The organism is Paenibacillus sp. VMFN-D1 (assembly GCF_003386155.1).
GTDB classification, from domain to species: Bacteria; Bacillota; Bacilli; order Paenibacillales; family Paenibacillaceae; genus Paenibacillus_AQ; species Paenibacillus_AQ favisporus.
On sequence record NZ_QRDU01000001.1, the window covers coordinates 220,048 to 237,003 of the forward strand.

Consider the following 16,956-nt stretch of genomic DNA (forward strand, 5'->3'; position numbering starts at 1 on the left):
CATATGATTGTGCCTTAACCGGGGTGCGAGGCTATTTCTCCAATTCAGATTGTCCTCCGGCAAGTGTGCAGCATATTCTACCTTATGATTGTTCCAGACCAAAAACTATATAGAAATGGTGGAGTTCGCATGCGCTGGTTAGAAGTGAAGCAGAGAGGCCCGCTCGACGGGAGCGTGATCATTCCAGGGTCCAAGAATAGTTCCCTCGCCCTCATCGCCGCTGCCGTTCTTGGAGACACACCGACAATACTGGAGGGCATACCGGATATTAACGATATCCGCGCCATTGGAGAAATTGGAAGCCGCATCGGCCTGCAGGTGAGCAAAAATGATGACGGCCATTTTGTTGTGGATTCATCCGGGATTCATTCATCCGTCCTCGATCAGGCGCTGACGTCTTCGTTCCGCGCTTCCTATTATTTGATCGGGGGGCTTCTCAGTAAGTACAAGCGGGTGACGCTCGGTTATCCGGGGGGTGATAATTTCGTGGAGCGGCCCATTGACCAGCATATGAAAATATTCAAGGCGTTCGGGGCGGACGTGACCTTGGAAGAGAAACAGTACACGGTATCGGCCGAAAAGCTCACGGGCACCGACTTTTGCTTCGATCTGCTGACATCCGGCGCAACGATCAATGCGGTGCTGCTCGCTTCGCTGGCAGCCGGAATCACCCATCTGCACAACTGTGCGACGGATCCGGAAGTGGTGGACGTCTGCCAACTGCTGAACCGGATGGGAGCTGACATCACCGGAGCCGGCACGGACACGATCCGTATACGCGGCGTGAAGTCTCTGACAGGATGCCGGTATCGGGTGATCCCCGACCGTCTCATTGCGGGGGCGTTTATGATGACGGTGGGCATTACGGGCGGCACGCTGACCCTGAAGCAGGTCATTCCCGAGCATGTGCGGTCCATCATGGCCAAGCTGAGCGAAATCGGCATTGAATTTGAAAGCGGGAACGATTACATTATCGCCAGCAGCCAGGGGAATATCAAGCCGACGCGGGTACGGACGGGCATGTATCCCGTGTTCAACTCCGACATGCAGCAGCCGATTACGAGCCTGCTCCTGAAGGCGCCGGGCTACAGTGCCGTCAGGGAAAAAGTATACCCGTACCGTTTCAGCCATGTTGCCCAATTAAACCGGCTTGGCGCCGATATCCAGGCGAAGAACGGCTATGCCATCATTAAAGGCGGCAGGCCGCTGCACGGCGGCTACGCCCATGCGACCGATGTCCGGGCGGGAACCTGCCTGATCATGGCCGGCCTGCAGTCGGAGCAGGCGACGCGAATCACGGGCATCGAGCATATTGAGCGCGGCTATGAGGACGCGGTGCATTTGTTCGGCCAGGCGGGGATCGGGCTGGTGATCCACGAAGGCGAACCCGCTCCGGACGGCACCGAATATACGACAACGGCGTGAGCGCCGGCCGGCTGCTTAGGGCTGTTTTAGCTTACGTGTTCTTGACGGCAAACAGCCCCCAAACCGGAAGAACGGCCGCGGGGGCTATTTTCGTTTTGTTTATGATTTGGATCAATCTTATACGAGATACAAAACGTCTCTACCCGTCAATCGCTTTAGTCGAGGCCTGCTGAGCGGACAAGCTCCCGAAACGCTGGGACCAGTAAGCGAGGCCCATCGTCAGCAGCAGGAATAACCCTGTAATGAGGAACACGGTATGAATGCTGAACACGCCGCTGATTGCGCCGCCTGCAAGCGGTCCCAGCATGCCGCCGAGCTGGTTCGCGGTCTGGTTGAGGCTGAAGGCTCTTCCGCGGAATTCGCTTGGCGTAGACCGGACGACAAGACCGTTCAGCGCCGGGAACACGGCGCAGAAGAAGCAGCCGTACAGGAAGCGGACGACCGAGAACGCCCAAATGTTATGAAACGGGATCTGGAGCAGCGAACCTATGCCTCCGGCGAACAAGCCGATCATCAGTATTTTCTGGAACCCGACCTTGTCGGCCAGCTTGCCCCAGCGCGGGGCGAAGATGATGCTGGCGATCCCGACGAGCGAGAAGATGAAGCCCGCCAGGATGGACGCATCCGATGCCGAGTGGCCGATCTCCACAATATAGAGGGAGAGCACCGGCTCGATGGTCATGACCGAGAACTGCGTCACCATGGTGAGCACCAGGACGATCATCAGCATTTTGTTGACGGCGGCCTGCTTCAGCGTGTTAAACACCGAGAGCTTGCCTTTGCTCGGGACGAATTTCTCCTCTTTGACGTAAAAGATAACGAGCAGCGTGGCCAGAAAGCACAGCACGCCCGCGCTGCCGAAGGCCAGCCGGTTGTCGAACACCTTGGAGAGCACGCCGCCGAGGAGGGGCCCCATGATGCTTCCCGTAGCCGTGGCCGTGGACATGGTGGACAGCGCGTAGCCGACCCTTTTCTCCGGGGTGTTGGTACCGACGATCGCAATGGCCCCGGGAATAAACCCGGAGAGAAGCCCCTGCAAAATACGCAGGATGAGCAGCTGCACCGGATGCGTGACAAACGCCGTCAGCAAATAAATGATGCACAGCACAAAACCTGCGCGGATGATCATCGGCTTGCGGCCGTATTTGTCGCCGACGGATCCCCAGAACGGAGATGAAAGCGCTCCCGCAAAAAACGCTGCGCTGAACAGCAGACCGGACCACATCTCAATGTTTTGGGTGACACCGATTTCAATCAGAAACAAGGGGAGAAAGGGTACCACCATCGAGAAGCTTGAGGACACGATCAGCGAGCCGAACCATAAAACCCATAGATTTTTCTTCCAGCTTTCCATAGACGTCATCTCCTGTTAAACCTAGTATACAGCACATGGGTTGTCCACTTGCTTCATGAGGCTGCTCCGAACATGGCTGTCCGTGCTATATAAAAGAGCAAAAGGCGCGCCGCTATGGCGTTGTCAGCTCTGTACGCGTTTCGAAAGAAAATTTAAAAGTCCTGATCAGCTTGGGAGCTGCTCAGGACTTTTCCATTTCATCGTATGGATAGCGCTCCCTTAGGCTTGTGCACTGAGAGCGTTAAGTTTTTTCGCCAGGCGGGACTTCTTGCGGCTGGCTGCGTTCTTGTGGATCAGGCCTTTAGTTACGGCTTTGTCCAGTTTTTGGGATGCAGCTTGAACAGCAGCTTTAGCAGCTTCGACTTCATTATTCGTCAGCGCAGAATCGGCAGCCTTCACAGCTGTACGAAGCGCGGATTTTTGGGAAGCATTAAGCGCACGGCGTTTGTCGCTTGTTTTCACGCGTTTAACGGCGGATTTAATGTTTGGCATTGCATTCACCTCCTGTAAGGCATTCGAATAGCTCGAAATGATTCACAACTTAAAATAGTTTAGCATGGGGTACTCTAAAAAGCAATACTATCATCGCGTTCCAAAGGTTTGGATTTTAAGAGGCACATGGATCGGCGGTGTATGAACGGTGTCCGGGGTAAAAAGGTTGTGCATAAACTGGCCGCCGCTCCCGCAAACTATCCATAACAAGCCAAAGGAGGCAGATGTATATGGAGTTGGATTTGCAGCGCTATTCCGTGCGGACCGACCTGGCGGTCGACGCCAGGGAAATGGCGGGCCATGCCGGACCGATCCCGGGGGTCGATGAAGAGATTACGGAGAAGGACGGCATCAAGATTACCCGTCTTAACGTGCTGAATGAGGCCGGATCCCAGGCCATCGGCCGCGTCAAAGGGCATTACATTACCTTGGAGGTTCCCGGACTCCGCAACGGGGACACGAAGCTGCAGGAGCAGGTAGCTGAGGCCTTCGCCCGCGAGTTTGAGGATTTTCTGGCGCTGATCGGGATTCAGAAGAAACAGACGGTTCTGATCGTCGGGCTTGGCAACTGGAATGTGACGCCCGATTCGCTGGGACCGCTTGTGGTGGAGAACGTCCTCGTCACCCGGCAGTATTTTCAGCTGATGCCGGACCAGGTGGCCCCGGGATACCGGGAAATCAGCGCCATCGCTCCGGGGGTGCTTGGGCTGACGGGGATCGAGTCCAGCGAGATCGTGCAGGGTATCGTGGAACGGACGAAGCCGGATCTGATCATCGCGATCGACGCGCTGGCATCCAAATCGCTGGAGCGCGTCAACACGACGATCCAAATTGCTGATATCGGCATCCATCCCGGCTCTGGCATCGGCAACAAGCGCCGCGGCCTCACCAAGGAAGTGCTTGGCGTTCCGGTCGTTGCCATCGGCGTGCCGACCGTATGCTACGCTTCGACGATTGTGAACAATGTCATGGAAATGATGAAGAATCATTTCGGCCAGGAGACGAACCAGACCCGGCAAATTATGGGGATGCTGGACGATATCAACGAGCAGGAGCGCCTCGCTCTGGTCAAGGAAGTGCTCGAACCGCTCGGCCATGATCTGATCGTCACCCCGAAAGAGATTGACGAATTTATCGAAGATATCGCCAATATTGTCGCGAGCGGTTTGAACGCCGCCCTGCATGACGCGGTAGACCCCGGAAACACGGGAGCCTACACCCACTAGGAGGTGCAGCTCCTCCTCTCTCTCTTCTATCATAAATGAGGAAGCCCGAATCTATCGGGCTTTCTTTTTTTGGTTCTATCGAATCTCTCTGGCTCATAGAGTTGAAGTATAAGAGATTTCAGGAGGACAACAGAATGAAGAGGAATGGTTTTCAGCTTTGGAATATCGGCAAATGGAGAGCCAGACTGCTGTATTTTCTGTCTATGGGACGTACCTTTGTGCTGCTGGTGGTCGGATCGCTGCTGTTTTTCTTACTTCTGGGACTGGGAGGGATGGCCGAGCAGAAAATCAACGATTCTCCGGTTTCTTCTATGAAAGGATTCGCCGGCTCCGTATCAAGCAATTTCTTCATTGATATGTTAGGCATGGAACTGCCCCACCTGAATAAAGAAAAAGGTAACTCGACTTTCTCCGGGGAGAACATGACGACATTCGTATTCCAGATGCTGACCAGCGTCAACCCCAAGGATCCGAAAAGTCTGCTGGCCCGGGAAATGCCGGGCATGGGGGCGAACGATCCGGTGCTGCTGAGGCATTCGGCAGGCAATGACAACGTCGTTCCTCCCGAAGATTATAATCCGCCTGTGGAAACGGCGGGACAAACGGATGCGGCCGGACAAAGCCATAACGCTTCAGCCGATCCCCAGAAGAACGGTGCAGGTCAGGCCGAAACCGATCCCGGAAAGGTCACCGACTCCGGCAAGGGCTCAGACAAGCAGCAGGATACGCCGTCCGGTCAGGAACCGGACGCCGGCGGCAAGAAAGGTGCCGGAGAAGGAACGCCTTCCAAGGACAATGGAGATACGGGACAATCTTCGGCCGTGAACTCCAAGAACAAATCGATCCTGATCTATCACTCCCATCCGAGAGAAGCATACAACCCGCTGCTGGGTAAAACCAGCGACAACCCCAGCTCTACGTCTCCGTCGCAAAACGTTATGCTGGTCGGAAGCTATGTGGCGAAGAAGCTGGAGCAGCTCGGCATCGGCACTGCCCATTCGGAGCAGGATTACATGACGACGGTGGCCGACTATAACTATAACTTTTCCTATAAATATTCCCGCGAGACGGTGAAGGCTGCGATGAGCCAGAACAGCGGCATGAAATACCTGATCGACATTCACCGGGATTCTCAAGGGCACAGCCGGACGACGAAAGACATTAACGGCAAAAGCTACGCACAGGTCTTCTTCATCATCGGGCACGGCAACAAAAACTGGCGCAAAAACGAAGCCTTCGCCAATTCCATCCATGAACGGCTGGAAAAAGCCTATCCCGGATTGTCCCGCGGCATTTGGGGGAAAGATTCCTCCATGGGCAACGGGGAATATAACCAGTCGCTGTCGGAGAACAGCATTTTGATCGAGGTCGGCGGGATCGACAGCACCGATGCGGAGCTGAAGCGGACGTCGGAAGTATTGGCACAGACGATCGCGGACGTCTATTACGCGGATCAAAAGGCGGAAAAGGCCAGCACCGATCAAACGGCTCCCGCCAAGAAAGATCATAAAAGCTGAGAAAGCAATAAGCCAAGGGAGGTATGATCATGTCAAAATGGGCTAAAAAAGTGTGCGTGCTAGGAATTTGGGCAGGCATCGGCGTTCTGGTCGGCATGCAGCTGGCCAGTCCGGATGCTCCGGCGCCCGCGCCGCAGGCGCAGACGGCGGCTGCCGCGGTGCAGGCCGGGCCGCAGGCCGGGCCGCAGCAGCAACAACAGCCTTCCCAGCCGCGCCAAAGCTCGAACCGGTTCAAGGCGGCAGACGTGCAGCCGCAGCAGGAACAGGTCGAGGTCCAGGACTGGCATGAGAAGACCCCCGAGCAGCTGCTGGTGGACCAGGGCGGCACGCCGACGGTCGACGTGCTGGCGGATAAGACGGCAGGCCTGCTGCAGGAGCTGTCCCAAAAGGGAATCCGCCTCGTCGTCTCCCTCTTCAGCAACGTGACGGAATAATGCGTGCAGGTGGGATTGCTGGCCTTTCCTCCAACTGTTATAATGAATTGATTACACATCAGGCTGTTTTTGGGGGTAAGGCATGACAGACGTACAAGCAAGGCAAAAGAACATTCGAAATTTCTCCATTATCGCCCATATAGACCATGGCAAGTCGACGCTTGCGGACCGTATTCTTGAATATACGGGCGCCCTCACCTCGCGCGAAATGCAGGATCAGGTGCTGGACCAGATGGATCTCGAACGCGAGCGCGGGATTACTATCAAGCTTCAGGCAGTTCACCTGACTTATCGCGCCGATGACGGCGAGGAATATTTGCTGAACCTGATCGATACTCCCGGACACGTCGACTTTACGTATGAAGTTTCCCGAAGCCTGGCCGCCTGCGAAGGCGCGCTGCTGGTGGTGGACGCCGCCCAGGGAATCGAAGCGCAGACGCTGGCCAACGTCTATTTGGCACTGGATAACAACTTGGAGATTCTTCCGGTCATTAACAAAATCGACCTGCCGAGCGCCGATCCGGACCGCGTGAAGCAGGAAATTGAAGACGTTATCGGTCTGGACGCAAGCGACGCCGTTCTCGCCTCGGCGAAGGCCGGCATCGGCATCAAGGAAATTTTGGAGCAGATCGTCCAGCAGGTTCCGCCGCCAAACGGTGATCCGGACCAGCCGCTGAAGGCGCTCATTTTTGACTCGCATTATGATCCTTACAAAGGCGTTATCGTGTATGTCCGCGTCATTGACGGCAGCATCAAAGCGGGCTCGAAAATCAAGATGATGGCTACGGACAAGACATTCGAGGTTATCGAAGTCGGCGCGTTTAAACCGCGGATGACGATCGTGGACGAGCTTAGGGTCGGTGATGTCGGCTTTATCGTAGCGGGCATTAAGCACGTGGGTGATACCCGGGTCGGCGATACGGTCACCGATGCCAAAAATCCGACACTCGAGGCGCTGCCCGGCTACCGTAAAATCAACCCGATGGTATACTGCGGTTTGTATCCGATCGAGACGTCCGATTACAACGACCTGCGCGAGGCGCTGGAGAAGCTGCAGCTGAACGACGCTTCGCTGAGCTTCGAGCCGGAGACGTCGAGTGCGCTCGGCTTCGGCTTCCGCTGCGGCTTCCTCGGGCTGCTTCATATGGAGATTATCCAGGAGCGGATCGAACGCGAATTCAACATCCCGCTCATTACGACGGCGCCGAGCGTTATTTACCGCATCACGCTGACGAACGGCGACACGATCGAAATCGACAACCCGTCCAACTATCCGGAAATCGGGAAAATCGAATACGTCGAGGAGCCTTACGTCAAGGCGGCGATCATCGTGCCGAACGATTATGTGGGCACCATCATGGAGCTGTGCCAGAGCAAACGCGGCGAATTCGTTAACATGGAGTACCTGGATACGACCCGGGTTACGATCACGTACGAAATTCCGTTGTCCGAAATCGTGTACGACTTCTTCGATCAGCTGAAGTCCGGCACGAAGGGCTATGCTTCCTTTGATTACGAGCTGTCAGGCTACCGCCGCTCCAACCTCGTGAAGATGGACATCCTGCTGAACGGGGAGCAGGTCGACGCGCTCTCCTTCATCGTGCACCGCGACCGCGCATACCACCGCGGACGCGGCATCTGCGAGAAGCTGCGCGAGCTCATTCCGCGGCAAATGTTCGAGGTGCCGATCCAGGCTTCGGTCGGGACGAAGGTCGTCGCCCGCGAGACGGTCAAGGCGATGCGCAAGAACGTCCTCGCCAAGTGTTACGGCGGCGATATTTCGCGGAAGCGGAAGCTTCTCGAGAAGCAGAAGGAAGGCAAGAAGCGCATGAAGCAGGTCGGCAGCGTCGAAGTGCCGCAGGAAGCCTTTATGGCTGTCCTGAAAATCGACGACAACTAGTCAGTTTTTACGAAGCTTATAGAGTACATTGGACCATTCCACGGGAGAGCCGCTGCGGCTTTCCCTTTCTAAATATAAGGAGGGAATTTGCGATGGCGATGTTGAATCCGCAAGGGACGCCAAGAGTTAAGTATCAGGGGAACCGTAAACCCCAAGCGGTTTATCTGCACATTCCCTTTTGCACGAATAAATGCTTTTACTGCGATTTCAATTCCTATGTGCTGAAGAACCAGCCGGTGATGGATTATTTGCAGGGGCTGGAGCGGGAAATGGAACGAACCGTCAAAGAGGTTCCTCCCGGTAAAATAACGAGCATTTTCGTCGGCGGGGGAACCCCGACCGTGCTGAAGCCGGACGAAATGGAGTATTTCCTGAAGACGGTCAAGACGTATTTTCCGGACTGGTCGGAAGATATTGAATTTTCGATGGAGGCCAACCCGGGGACAACCGACCTCGAGAAGCTGGCCGTGATGAGAGCGGGCGGCGTTAACCGCGTAAGCTTCGGCGTACAGGCGTTTCAAAACGAGCTGCTGAGCGGCATCGGGCGAATCCATGATACGGATGATGTGTATCAGAGCCTGGAGAACGCGCGCAAAGCCGGCTTTGACAACATGTCGATCGACCTGATGTTCGGCCTGCCGAACCAGACAGTGGACATGCTGGCGGAGAGCGTGAGCAAGGCGCTTGCGCTGAATCTGCCGCACTATTCGATCTACAGCCTGAAGGTTGAGGAGAACACCCTTTTCCATACGATGTACCAGAAAAATCAGCTGCCGCTGCCCAATGAGGACGACGAGCTGAAGATGTATTTGCTGCTGATGGAGAAAATGAAGGAAGCGGGTTACGAGCAGTACGAAATCAGCAACTTTGCGAAGCCCGGATTCCACAGCCGCCACAATATGGCCTACTGGCTGAACGAAGATTATTACGGACTCGGCGCGGGTGCCCACGGGTATGTCGGCGGCATGCGGCATATGAATATCAAAGGGGTTAATCCGTATACGGAAGCGACCAAAGAGGGACTGCCGAGAATGGAGAGCTTCGAGGTGCCCCGGGAAGAGGCGATGGAGGATTTCCTCATGGTCGGCCTGCGCGTCTTGAAGGGAGTGTCCCGGACGCATTTCGAAGAGCAGTTCGGCGTATCGATGGAAGACATGTTTGCCAAACCGCTGCATAAAATGCTGAATGCGGGGCTGCTCGAGGAGACGGGCGACGGGTACCGCCTCAGCGAACGGGGAATCCTGTTCGGCAACGACGTTTTCGGCGAATTTATAGGCTCGCTCACCGCAAAATAATCGCTTGAACTTCTATGCGTGTTGTTGTATATTTATTCATATCGTTGACAGCACGTGTGAGGGGGAATGGCGATGCCGGCGGTAGTTATTTGCCGTAAAGCGGTGCCAGAAGACGTAGAACCGCTTTTCGAAATGATCGATGGTTATGCACAGAAGGGGATCATGCTGCCGCGCTCTCGCAAAGTGCTTGAGAAGCAGCTGGACCAGTTTGTCGTGGCCGAGGCGGACGGGAAAGTGATCGGCTGCGGCTCGCTCTGTCAGTTGGGCGCAGACCTGGTGGAGATCCGCTCCCTGGGAATTGCGGAAGGGCATAAGGGGATGGGAATCGGCTCCATACTGGTGAGCAAGCTCACGGAAGAGGCGAGAAGACAAGGCATTCCTAAAATAATGGCCCTGACGTACGAAGTATCGTTTTTTCTGAAAAACGGATTTTCGGTTGTGGAAAAAGAGATTTTTCCCGAGAAGGTTTGGACCGATTGCGTGAACTGCGCCAAGCAGCATGCATGCGATGAAATAGCTGTTCTTAAGATGCTGAACTGACTTGACAATGCTCATGTCAGTTTGGTATTTTTGTATTAACGGTTAGCACTCATCTCTTTAGAGTGCTAACGATGCTCGAAATAAAGGTCACCAAGGGGGGAATGGTATGCTTACCGAACGTCAAAGAATGATACTGAATGCCATTGTGGACGACTATATTCGCTCCGCTGAACCCGTAGGCTCCCGCAGCATTTCGAAACGAGGCGATGTCGGCTACAGTCCGGCGACGATCCGCAACGAAATGGCTGATCTGGAAGAGCTGGGCTTTTTGGAACAGCCCCATACTTCGGCCGGCCGCATTCCATCTCATAAAGGTTACCGGTATTATGTCGATCATCTGGATCCGGCCTATTCGGCGCCTCCGGGGGAAATCCGGCTGCTCCGCAAGTTTTTTGCCGAGAAGCTCAGCGCGATGGAGCAGGTGATCCAGCATGCAGCCATGATACTATCCCATATGACGAATTACACTTCCATCCTGCTTGGACCGGAAGTTTTTCATACTTCACTGCGGCATTTTCAGCTGCTTCCGCTTAACGAGGAAACTGCCGTCGCGATTATCGTGACGAGCACGGGACAGGTGGAGAACAAGACGGTTCAGCTTCCACCGGATGTGCCGGTCTCTGAGATCGAGAAAGTCGTCAACCTGCTGAACAGCAAGCTGATGAATGTACCTATATATAAGCTGAAGACAAGATTATATACAGAACTCGGCCAGGAGATGGAGCGCCATATTTCCAACTATGAAGAAATCATGAAGGTGCTGGACAACATATTCCTGGACGGTGAGGCCGACCATCAGCGCCTGTATTTGAGCGGAACGACCAACATGCTGACCCAGCCGGAGTTCAAGGATGTCGATAAAGTGAAGACGATCCTGGACCTGCTCGAAGAGACGCCGACGCTTACGAAGATGATGGCGCCCCAGGATGGGGGCGGCATTCAGGTGCGGATCGGCACGGAGAACGACCATGAGGCGTTTGCCAACTGCAGCCTGATCACGGCGACTTACTCGCTTGAAGGGGAAGCGCTCGGCACCATCGGCATTTTGGGGCCGACCCGGATGGAATACGCAAGGGTAATGAGCATTTTGAACATATTGTCCAAGGATCTGACGGCCATGCTGTCACACTGGTATAAATAAGGGGGAGAGGACGGATGAGTCAAGGCCAGCAGCCGGTTCGCGAGGGTGAAGAACGCTACGCAGCCCTGCTTAACAACAGCAATGCGGTCCGTGCCATCACCTCTGCGGTGGAAGGGACGCTCGGCCCCAAGGGGCTGGACGTCATGCTGGTCGGCTCCCGCGGGGAAGTCATTATTACCAATGACGGCGTAACGATCCTCGACAAAATGGACGTAACGCATCCCGCCGCCAGATTGCTGATCCAGGTGGCCCGCAGCCAGCAGAAGCAGGTCGGCGACGGAACGACGACGGCAACGGTGCTTGCGGGAGCGCTGGTGCAGGAAGGCGTTGCGCAAATCGTGAGAGGTGTCCCTGCTTCCAAAGTGGTTGCCGGTATGCAGCAGGGCATTCGCATGGCGGTGGAAGCGCTGCGGCGCCGAACCCGCGTTATTGAAGGGCTGGACGATCCGCTGCTTGCCAAGGCGGCTTATGTCGCCGGACGCGAGCGTGAGGATATCGTCCGCCTTGTCATGGAAGCCGCTACGAAGGTGGGGACCCGGAAGCTGAGGGAACCCGGCTATTTGCTAGCCGATGCGGTTACCGCCCACGAGAAAGGCGATAATGAAGTATATGAAGGCATTCTTTTGAAGCAGAAGCCGCTTCATTCGCATGATAGACCCGTGCTGAAGAACACGAAGATCCTCGTCCTGCACGACGCGCTTGAGCCGGAGACGCTGGATGAAGAGGTTTTGACGACGGAAGCCGGCTTTGCCCGGTACATGGAGCTGCGCGACCGCTTCAGCAGCGAGCTTCACGTGCTGGCCGACCTCGGGGTGGGGCTTGTTCTGCTGGAACGGGGAATCCATCCCGATGCCGAGCAGTTCTGCATGGACCACGGCATCATGGTGGTGCCGCGCGTGAGCCGCAGCGATCTGCTCCGCGTCAGCGAGATGACAGGGGCGGTGCCCATGCGGCGTACCGCCTTACATAAGGAGCGCGATTCGCTTGCCAAGCTTCTGGGGAATTCCCCCTATGTGGCTTATGACGAAAGGCTGGAACGCGTGCGGGTCAGCAGCGGGGGGCAGGAGCGCGAGCCGTTTGTCACGCTGATCGTCGGGGCGAGCACCGCGGAAGTCGTCGGGGAGTCCGCCCGGATTGCCGCGGATGCGGCCTCGGCTGTACAAGCCGCCGTCTCCGGCGGAGTGCTTCCCGGTGGAGGTACGGCCGAACTGGCCGTCTCCTACGAGCTGGAGCATCAGCGGGAGGCGGTGAAGGGCATGGAAGCCTTCGGCATTGCCGCCGTGGCGGCGGCGCTGCGCAAGCCCATGGCGCAAATTTTGCTGAACGCCGGCTACAACCCGCTGGAGAAGATGGAAGAGGCGCGTGCCGCTCAGCTTGCGGAAGACTCCGACTCCATGGGCATCGACTGCGATACCGGGCTCGTCATTCGCTATGAGGAGCGGGGGATCGTCGATCCGGCCCTGGTGAAGATTCACGGGCTGGAGGCCGCGGGTGAGGTGGCGGCCGCCGTGCTCCGCATTCATAATGTCATCAAAATGAGAGGCTATGGCGGTCAGGACGAAGATTGAGTTCTTCGGGACCGCATGAACCGATGAACAAAAGCATGATCAGTTTACCAAGGAGGTGAAGACATCTTGAAAGAAAACCAACCATTTCAAGACAGTGAAAACGAATTGAACCAACAAACCAATGAAGAAGTGAATGAACATACAGCCGAGGCAGAGGCTAACCAAGCTGGCGAGACAGCTTCGGAGGATGCTTCTGAAGGGACGGCTGCGGAGAATGAAGCATTGGACCCCGCTGCTCTGAAGAGTGAAGTGGAGCGTCTGCAGGGGCTGGCTGACGATTATCAGCAGCGTGCCATCCGTACGCAGGCCGACTTCGACAATTTCCGCAAACGGACCCAGAAGGAAAAAGAGGACCTGGCCAAGTATGCATCCACTAAACTGGTGACCGAGCTGCTGCCTGTCGTGGATAATTTCGAACGGGCTCTCGCCGCTGCCGGCGAAGGCAGCGAAATGGAGTCCTTTACGAAAGGCGTAAGCATGATTTTCCGCCAACTGGAAGGCGTGCTTCAAGCGGAAGGGCTGCAGGCTATGGTTACCGTCGGCGAGCCGTTTAATCCGGAATATCATCAAGCCATCATGCAGGTGGAAAGCGATGAATACGAGGAAGGCATCGTCGTTGAGGAAGTGCAAAAAGGCTATATGCTGAAGGACAAAGTGCTTCGTCCAGCCATGGTTAAAGTCAGCATGTAAATCCCTGCTGTTTAACATATAAGTATTGATCCACCATTTCTTATATCCCAGAGGAGGAAACCATACATGAGTAAAGTTATCGGTATTGACCTTGGTACGACTAACTCCTGCGTAGCCGTCATGGAAGGCGGCGAGGCTGTCGTTATCCCGAATCCGGAAGGCGCGCGTACAACCCCTTCGGTTGTCGGCTTCAAGAAAGACGGCGAGCGCATCGTCGGCGAAACGGCAAAGCGCCAAGCCATTACGAACCCTGACCGTACGATCATTTCGATCAAACGCCACATGGGTACAAACCATAAGGAAACGATCGACGGCAAAGAGTTTACGCCGCAGGAAATTTCCGCAATGATTCTGCAAAAGCTGAAATCCGACGCCGAGGCTTATTTGGGCCAACCGGTAACCCAAGCGGTTATTACGGTTCCGGCATACTTTAATGACAGCCAGCGCCAAGCGACCAAAGACGCCGGTAAAATCGCCGGTCTGGAAGTGCTGCGGATCGTCAACGAGCCGACGGCTGCCGCTCTCGCTTATGGTTTGGAAAAAGCGGAAGATCAAACGATCCTCGTATACGACCTTGGCGGTGGTACGTTTGACGTTTCGATCCTGGAGCTGGGCGACGGCTTCTTCGAAGTTAAAGCGACGAGCGGGGACAACCACCTCGGCGGCGACGACTTCGACCAAGTGATCATCGATTACCTCGTAAGCGAATTTAAGAAGGACCAAGGCATCGACCTGAGCAAGGACAAAGCGGCAGTTCAACGTCTGAAAGACGCTGCGGAAAAAGCGAAAAAGGAACTGTCCGGCGTTCTGACGACGACGATTTCCCTGCCGTTTATTACGGTTGTGGACGGCGTACCTCAGCACTTGGAGGTTAACCTGACCCGTGCCAAATTCGAAGAGCTGTCTGCCGACCTGGTGGAACGTACTCTTGGACCAACCCGTCAAGCGCTCAGCGATGCGGGCATGAGCTCCAGCGACATCGACAAGATCGTCCTTGTCGGCGGTTCCACGCGGATTCCGGCCGTACAGGAAGCGATCAAGCGTCTGACCGGCAAAGAGCCTCATAAAGGCGTTAACCCGGACGAAGTGGTTGCCCTCGGTGCCGCTGTGCAAGCCGGCGTGCTGACAGGCGACGTCAAAGACGTCGTGCTTCTCGACGTCACTCCGCTCTCCCTCGGTATCGAAACCGCAGGCGGCGTATTTACGAAAATGATCGAGCGCAACACGACGATCCCAACCAGCAAATCGCAAATTTTCTCGACGTATGCGGATAACCAGCCAAGCGTTGAAATCCACGTACTGCAGGGCGAACGCCAAATGGCGGCGGGCAACAAAACGCTCGGACGCTTTATCCTGGGCGACATTCCGCCAGCACCTCGCGGCGTACCGCAAATCGAAGTTACATTCGACATCGACGCCAACGGTATCGTGAACGTATCGGCTACCGATAAAGGAACGAACAAAACGCAGAAGATTACGATTACGTCTTCGAGCGGTCTCAGCGACGAAGAAGTGGAACGCATGATGAAGGACGCCGAGGCACACGCCGAGGAAGACCGTCAGCGTAAAGAACTGATCGAAGCGAAGAACAACGCCGACCAGCTCGTGTACTCCACCGAAAAAACGATTAAGGACCTTGGCGACAAAGTCGACGCTTCCGAAGTCGAAAAAGCCAATGCGGCGAAGGACAAAGTCAAGGCGGCCATCGACTCCGACGACCTGGAGCAGATCAAATCCGCTACCGAAGAGCTGACCGAAATCGTGCAGCAGCTGTCCGTGAAGCTGTATGAGCAGGCTGCTCAAGCACAGCAGGCTCAAGGCGGCGAAGGCAATGCCGACGGCGCAGCAGGCTCCGCGAAGAAGGACAATGTCGTTGACGCGGACTACGAGGTTGTTGACGAGGACAAAAATCAAGGTTAACCTATAGAAAGTTATGTTCAGGAATAGGGAAGTCAAAGCCGGGGCATCCCGCTGCTTTGGCTTTCCTTTTGTCCATGAACCGGAGCATGACTGAAATATTGGGGGTGGAAGAGTGGCTGAAAAGCGTGACTATTATGAAGTCCTGGGCGTCGGCAAGGACGCTTCGGATGATGATATCAAAAAAGCTTACCGGAAGCTGGCCAGGCAGTATCACCCGGACGTGAACAAGGCGGATGACGCCGAGGCCAAGTTCAAAGAGGTTAAGGAAGCCTACGATGTGCTCAGCGACGGGCAGAAACGTGCGACCTACGACCAGTACGGCCATATCGATCCGAACCAGGGCATGGGCGGAGGATTCTCCGGTGCGGACTTCGGCGGCATCGGCGATATTTTCGACATGTTCTTCGGGGGCGGAGGACGCCGTGACCCGAACGCGCCGCAGCGGGGGAACGACCTGCAGTATACGATGACGATCGAGTTCAAGGAAGCGGTATTCGGCAAGGAATCGGATATTACCATTCCTAGAACCGAAAACTGTGACACTTGCCACGGTTCGGGAGCCAAACCGGGAACGAAGCCGCAAACCTGTTCCGTCTGCCACGGCAGCGGTCAGCAGGAAGTCGTCCAGAACACACCGTTCGGACGGATGGTCAACCGTCGTACCTGCTCCAACTGTAACGGTACGGGTCAAATCATCAAGGACAAATGTACGACCTGCCACGGCAGCGGCAAAGTGAAAAAACAGCGCAAAATTCACGTGCGCATTCCTGCGGGCGTGGACGACGGCGCCCAGCTGCGCATGACCGGCGAAGGGGAAGGCGGTCTGCGGGGCGGCCCATCGGGCGACCTGTACATCGTCATCCGCGTGAAGCCTCACGACTTCTTCGAGCGGGAAGGCGACGATATTTACTGCGAGGTTCCGCTCACCTTTGCCCAGGCGGCGCTTGGCGATGAGATCGAGATCCCGACGCTGACCGAGAAGGTCAAGCTGAAAATTCCTGCCGGTACGCAAACGGGTACGTTCTTCCGGCTCAAAGGCAAAGGCGTTCCGCGTTTGCGCGGCATCGGACAGGGCGACCAGCACGTGAAGGTCGTCGTCGTTACGCCTAGCAAGCTCAGTGACGAGCAGAAGGACCTGCTGCGCCAGTTTGCCTCCATGGACGGCGAGCAGACGCATGAGCAGGAGCAGTCTTTTTTTGACCGCATGAAAAAAGCGTTCCGCGGGGAGTAACCGCGCAATTGCAGTATATAGGTAAGACGTCTTCCGATAACCTTCAGGAAGATGGATCGTATTTAGAAAGTCCGGCCGTGGCGGCCGGGCTTTTTTTGCATGCAAACCTATAGACGTTTTTTCCAGTTCCCGGCCCGGTTGTTTCCTGCGCATAAAAGGGACCGCGCTTGCACAGCCTAAAACCGCACGTGATAAGCCGTAAACGCTTAATCCATATAAAAAG

General features: G+C 55.7%; 14 protein-coding genes. 12 read left to right on the top strand and 2 right to left on the bottom strand.

All coding sequences use genetic code 11. The features are described 5' to 3' along the window. The first annotated feature begins 129 nt into the window (after nt 1-129). Complete coding sequence (gene murA, locus C7820_RS01010) at nt 130-1,425, top strand: UDP-N-acetylglucosamine 1-carboxyvinyltransferase (RefSeq protein WP_181908916.1); 1,296 nt, start codon at nt 130-132, stop codon at nt 1,423-1,425. A gap of 139 nt (nt 1,426-1,564) precedes the next feature. Here murA and C7820_RS01015 read toward each other — a convergent pair whose 3' ends face one another. Both C7820_RS01015 and rpsT read right to left on the bottom strand, forming a co-directional pair. Then, a complete protein-coding gene (locus C7820_RS01015; protein WP_116229475.1) occupies nt 1,565-2,779 on the bottom strand; it encodes an MFS transporter in 1,215 nt (404 codons plus the stop codon). 219 nt (nt 2,780-2,998) lie between these two features. Continuing rightward, nucleotides 2,999-3,271: a 30S ribosomal protein S20 gene (gene rpsT / locus C7820_RS01020; protein ID WP_076169770.1), complete on the bottom strand. Its 273-nt coding sequence runs from the start codon at nt 3,269-3,271 to the stop codon at nt 2,999-3,001. Between the two features lie 230 nt (nt 3,272-3,501). Between rpsT and gpr the strand changes: the two genes are divergently transcribed. From gpr to dnaJ, 11 genes are all read left to right on the top strand, one after another. Beyond that, a complete protein-coding gene (gpr, locus tag C7820_RS01025; RefSeq protein WP_076169771.1) occupies nt 3,502-4,497 on the top strand; it encodes a GPR endopeptidase in 996 nt (331 codons plus the stop codon). 134 nt (nt 4,498-4,631) lie between these two features. Beyond that, nucleotides 4,632-6,014 (top strand): stage II sporulation protein P, encoded by a 1,383-nt coding sequence (locus C7820_RS01030; RefSeq protein ID WP_116229476.1) that lies wholly within the window; start codon nt 4,632-4,634, stop codon nt 6,012-6,014. 29 nt (nt 6,015-6,043) lie between these two features. Then, nucleotides 6,044-6,448, top strand: coding sequence for a hypothetical protein (locus C7820_RS01035; RefSeq protein WP_116229477.1), 405 nt, complete (start codon nt 6,044-6,046; stop codon nt 6,446-6,448). A gap of 82 nt (nt 6,449-6,530) precedes the next feature. Continuing rightward, the gene (lepA, locus tag C7820_RS01040; RefSeq protein WP_116229478.1) at nt 6,531-8,348 is read left to right on the top strand and encodes a translation elongation factor 4; all 1,818 of its coding nucleotides are present in this window, start codon (nt 6,531-6,533) and stop codon (nt 8,346-8,348) included. Nucleotides 8,349-8,446: 98 nt separating this feature from the next. Next, a complete protein-coding gene (gene hemW, locus C7820_RS01045) occupies nt 8,447-9,643 on the top strand; it encodes a radical SAM family heme chaperone HemW (RefSeq protein ID WP_116231574.1) in 1,197 nt (398 codons plus the stop codon). A 72-nt stretch (nt 9,644-9,715) separates the two neighbouring features. Beyond that, nucleotides 9,716-10,183, top strand: coding sequence for an N-acetyltransferase (locus C7820_RS01050; RefSeq protein WP_116229479.1), 468 nt, complete (start codon nt 9,716-9,718; stop codon nt 10,181-10,183). Nucleotides 10,184-10,289: 106 nt separating this feature from the next. Continuing rightward, nucleotides 10,290-11,324, top strand: a complete 1,035-nt coding sequence (gene hrcA, locus C7820_RS01055) for a heat-inducible transcriptional repressor HrcA (protein WP_076169775.1) — start codon at nt 10,290-10,292, stop codon at nt 11,322-11,324. 14 nt (nt 11,325-11,338) lie between these two features. Next, nucleotides 11,339-12,892, top strand: coding sequence for a TCP-1/cpn60 chaperonin family protein (locus C7820_RS01060; RefSeq protein WP_116229480.1), 1,554 nt, complete (start codon nt 11,339-11,341; stop codon nt 12,890-12,892). A gap of 66 nt (nt 12,893-12,958) precedes the next feature. Further along, nucleotides 12,959-13,582: a nucleotide exchange factor GrpE gene (gene grpE / locus C7820_RS01065; RefSeq protein WP_116229481.1), complete on the top strand. Its 624-nt coding sequence runs from the start codon at nt 12,959-12,961 to the stop codon at nt 13,580-13,582. 66 nt (nt 13,583-13,648) lie between these two features. Further along, nucleotides 13,649-15,502, top strand: a complete 1,854-nt coding sequence (gene dnaK / locus C7820_RS01070) for a molecular chaperone DnaK (RefSeq protein ID WP_116229482.1) — start codon at nt 13,649-13,651, stop codon at nt 15,500-15,502. 112 nt (nt 15,503-15,614) lie between these two features. Then, complete coding sequence (dnaJ, locus tag C7820_RS01075; RefSeq protein WP_105444488.1) at nt 15,615-16,733, top strand: molecular chaperone DnaJ; 1,119 nt, start codon at nt 15,615-15,617, stop codon at nt 16,731-16,733. Nucleotides 16,734-16,956: the final 223 nt, after the last annotated feature.

Excerpts from the sequence above, each read along its gene's own strand:
- murA (WP_181908916.1), top strand. The coding sequence starts at position 130 with ATGCGCTGGTTAGAAGTGAAGCAGAGAGGCCCGCTCGACGGGAGCGTG.
- C7820_RS01015 (WP_116229475.1), bottom strand. The coding sequence starts at position 2,779 with ATGGAAAGCTGGAAGAAAAATCTATGGGTTTTATGGTTCGGCTCGCTG.
- rpsT (WP_076169770.1), bottom strand. The coding sequence starts at position 3,271 with ATGCCAAACATTAAATCCGCCGTTAAACGCGTGAAAACAAGCGACAAA.
- gpr (WP_076169771.1), top strand. The coding sequence starts at position 3,502 with ATGGAGTTGGATTTGCAGCGCTATTCCGTGCGGACCGACCTGGCGGTC.
- C7820_RS01030 (WP_116229476.1), top strand. The coding sequence starts at position 4,632 with ATGAAGAGGAATGGTTTTCAGCTTTGGAATATCGGCAAATGGAGAGCC.
- C7820_RS01035 (WP_116229477.1), top strand. The coding sequence starts at position 6,044 with ATGTCAAAATGGGCTAAAAAAGTGTGCGTGCTAGGAATTTGGGCAGGC.
- lepA (WP_116229478.1), top strand. The coding sequence starts at position 6,531 with ATGACAGACGTACAAGCAAGGCAAAAGAACATTCGAAATTTCTCCATT.
- hemW (WP_116231574.1), top strand. The coding sequence starts at position 8,447 with ATGTTGAATCCGCAAGGGACGCCAAGAGTTAAGTATCAGGGGAACCGT.
- C7820_RS01050 (WP_116229479.1), top strand. The coding sequence starts at position 9,716 with ATGCCGGCGGTAGTTATTTGCCGTAAAGCGGTGCCAGAAGACGTAGAA.
- hrcA (WP_076169775.1), top strand. The coding sequence starts at position 10,290 with ATGCTTACCGAACGTCAAAGAATGATACTGAATGCCATTGTGGACGAC.
- C7820_RS01060 (WP_116229480.1), top strand. The coding sequence starts at position 11,339 with ATGAGTCAAGGCCAGCAGCCGGTTCGCGAGGGTGAAGAACGCTACGCA.
- dnaK (WP_116229482.1), top strand. The coding sequence starts at position 13,649 with ATGAGTAAAGTTATCGGTATTGACCTTGGTACGACTAACTCCTGCGTA.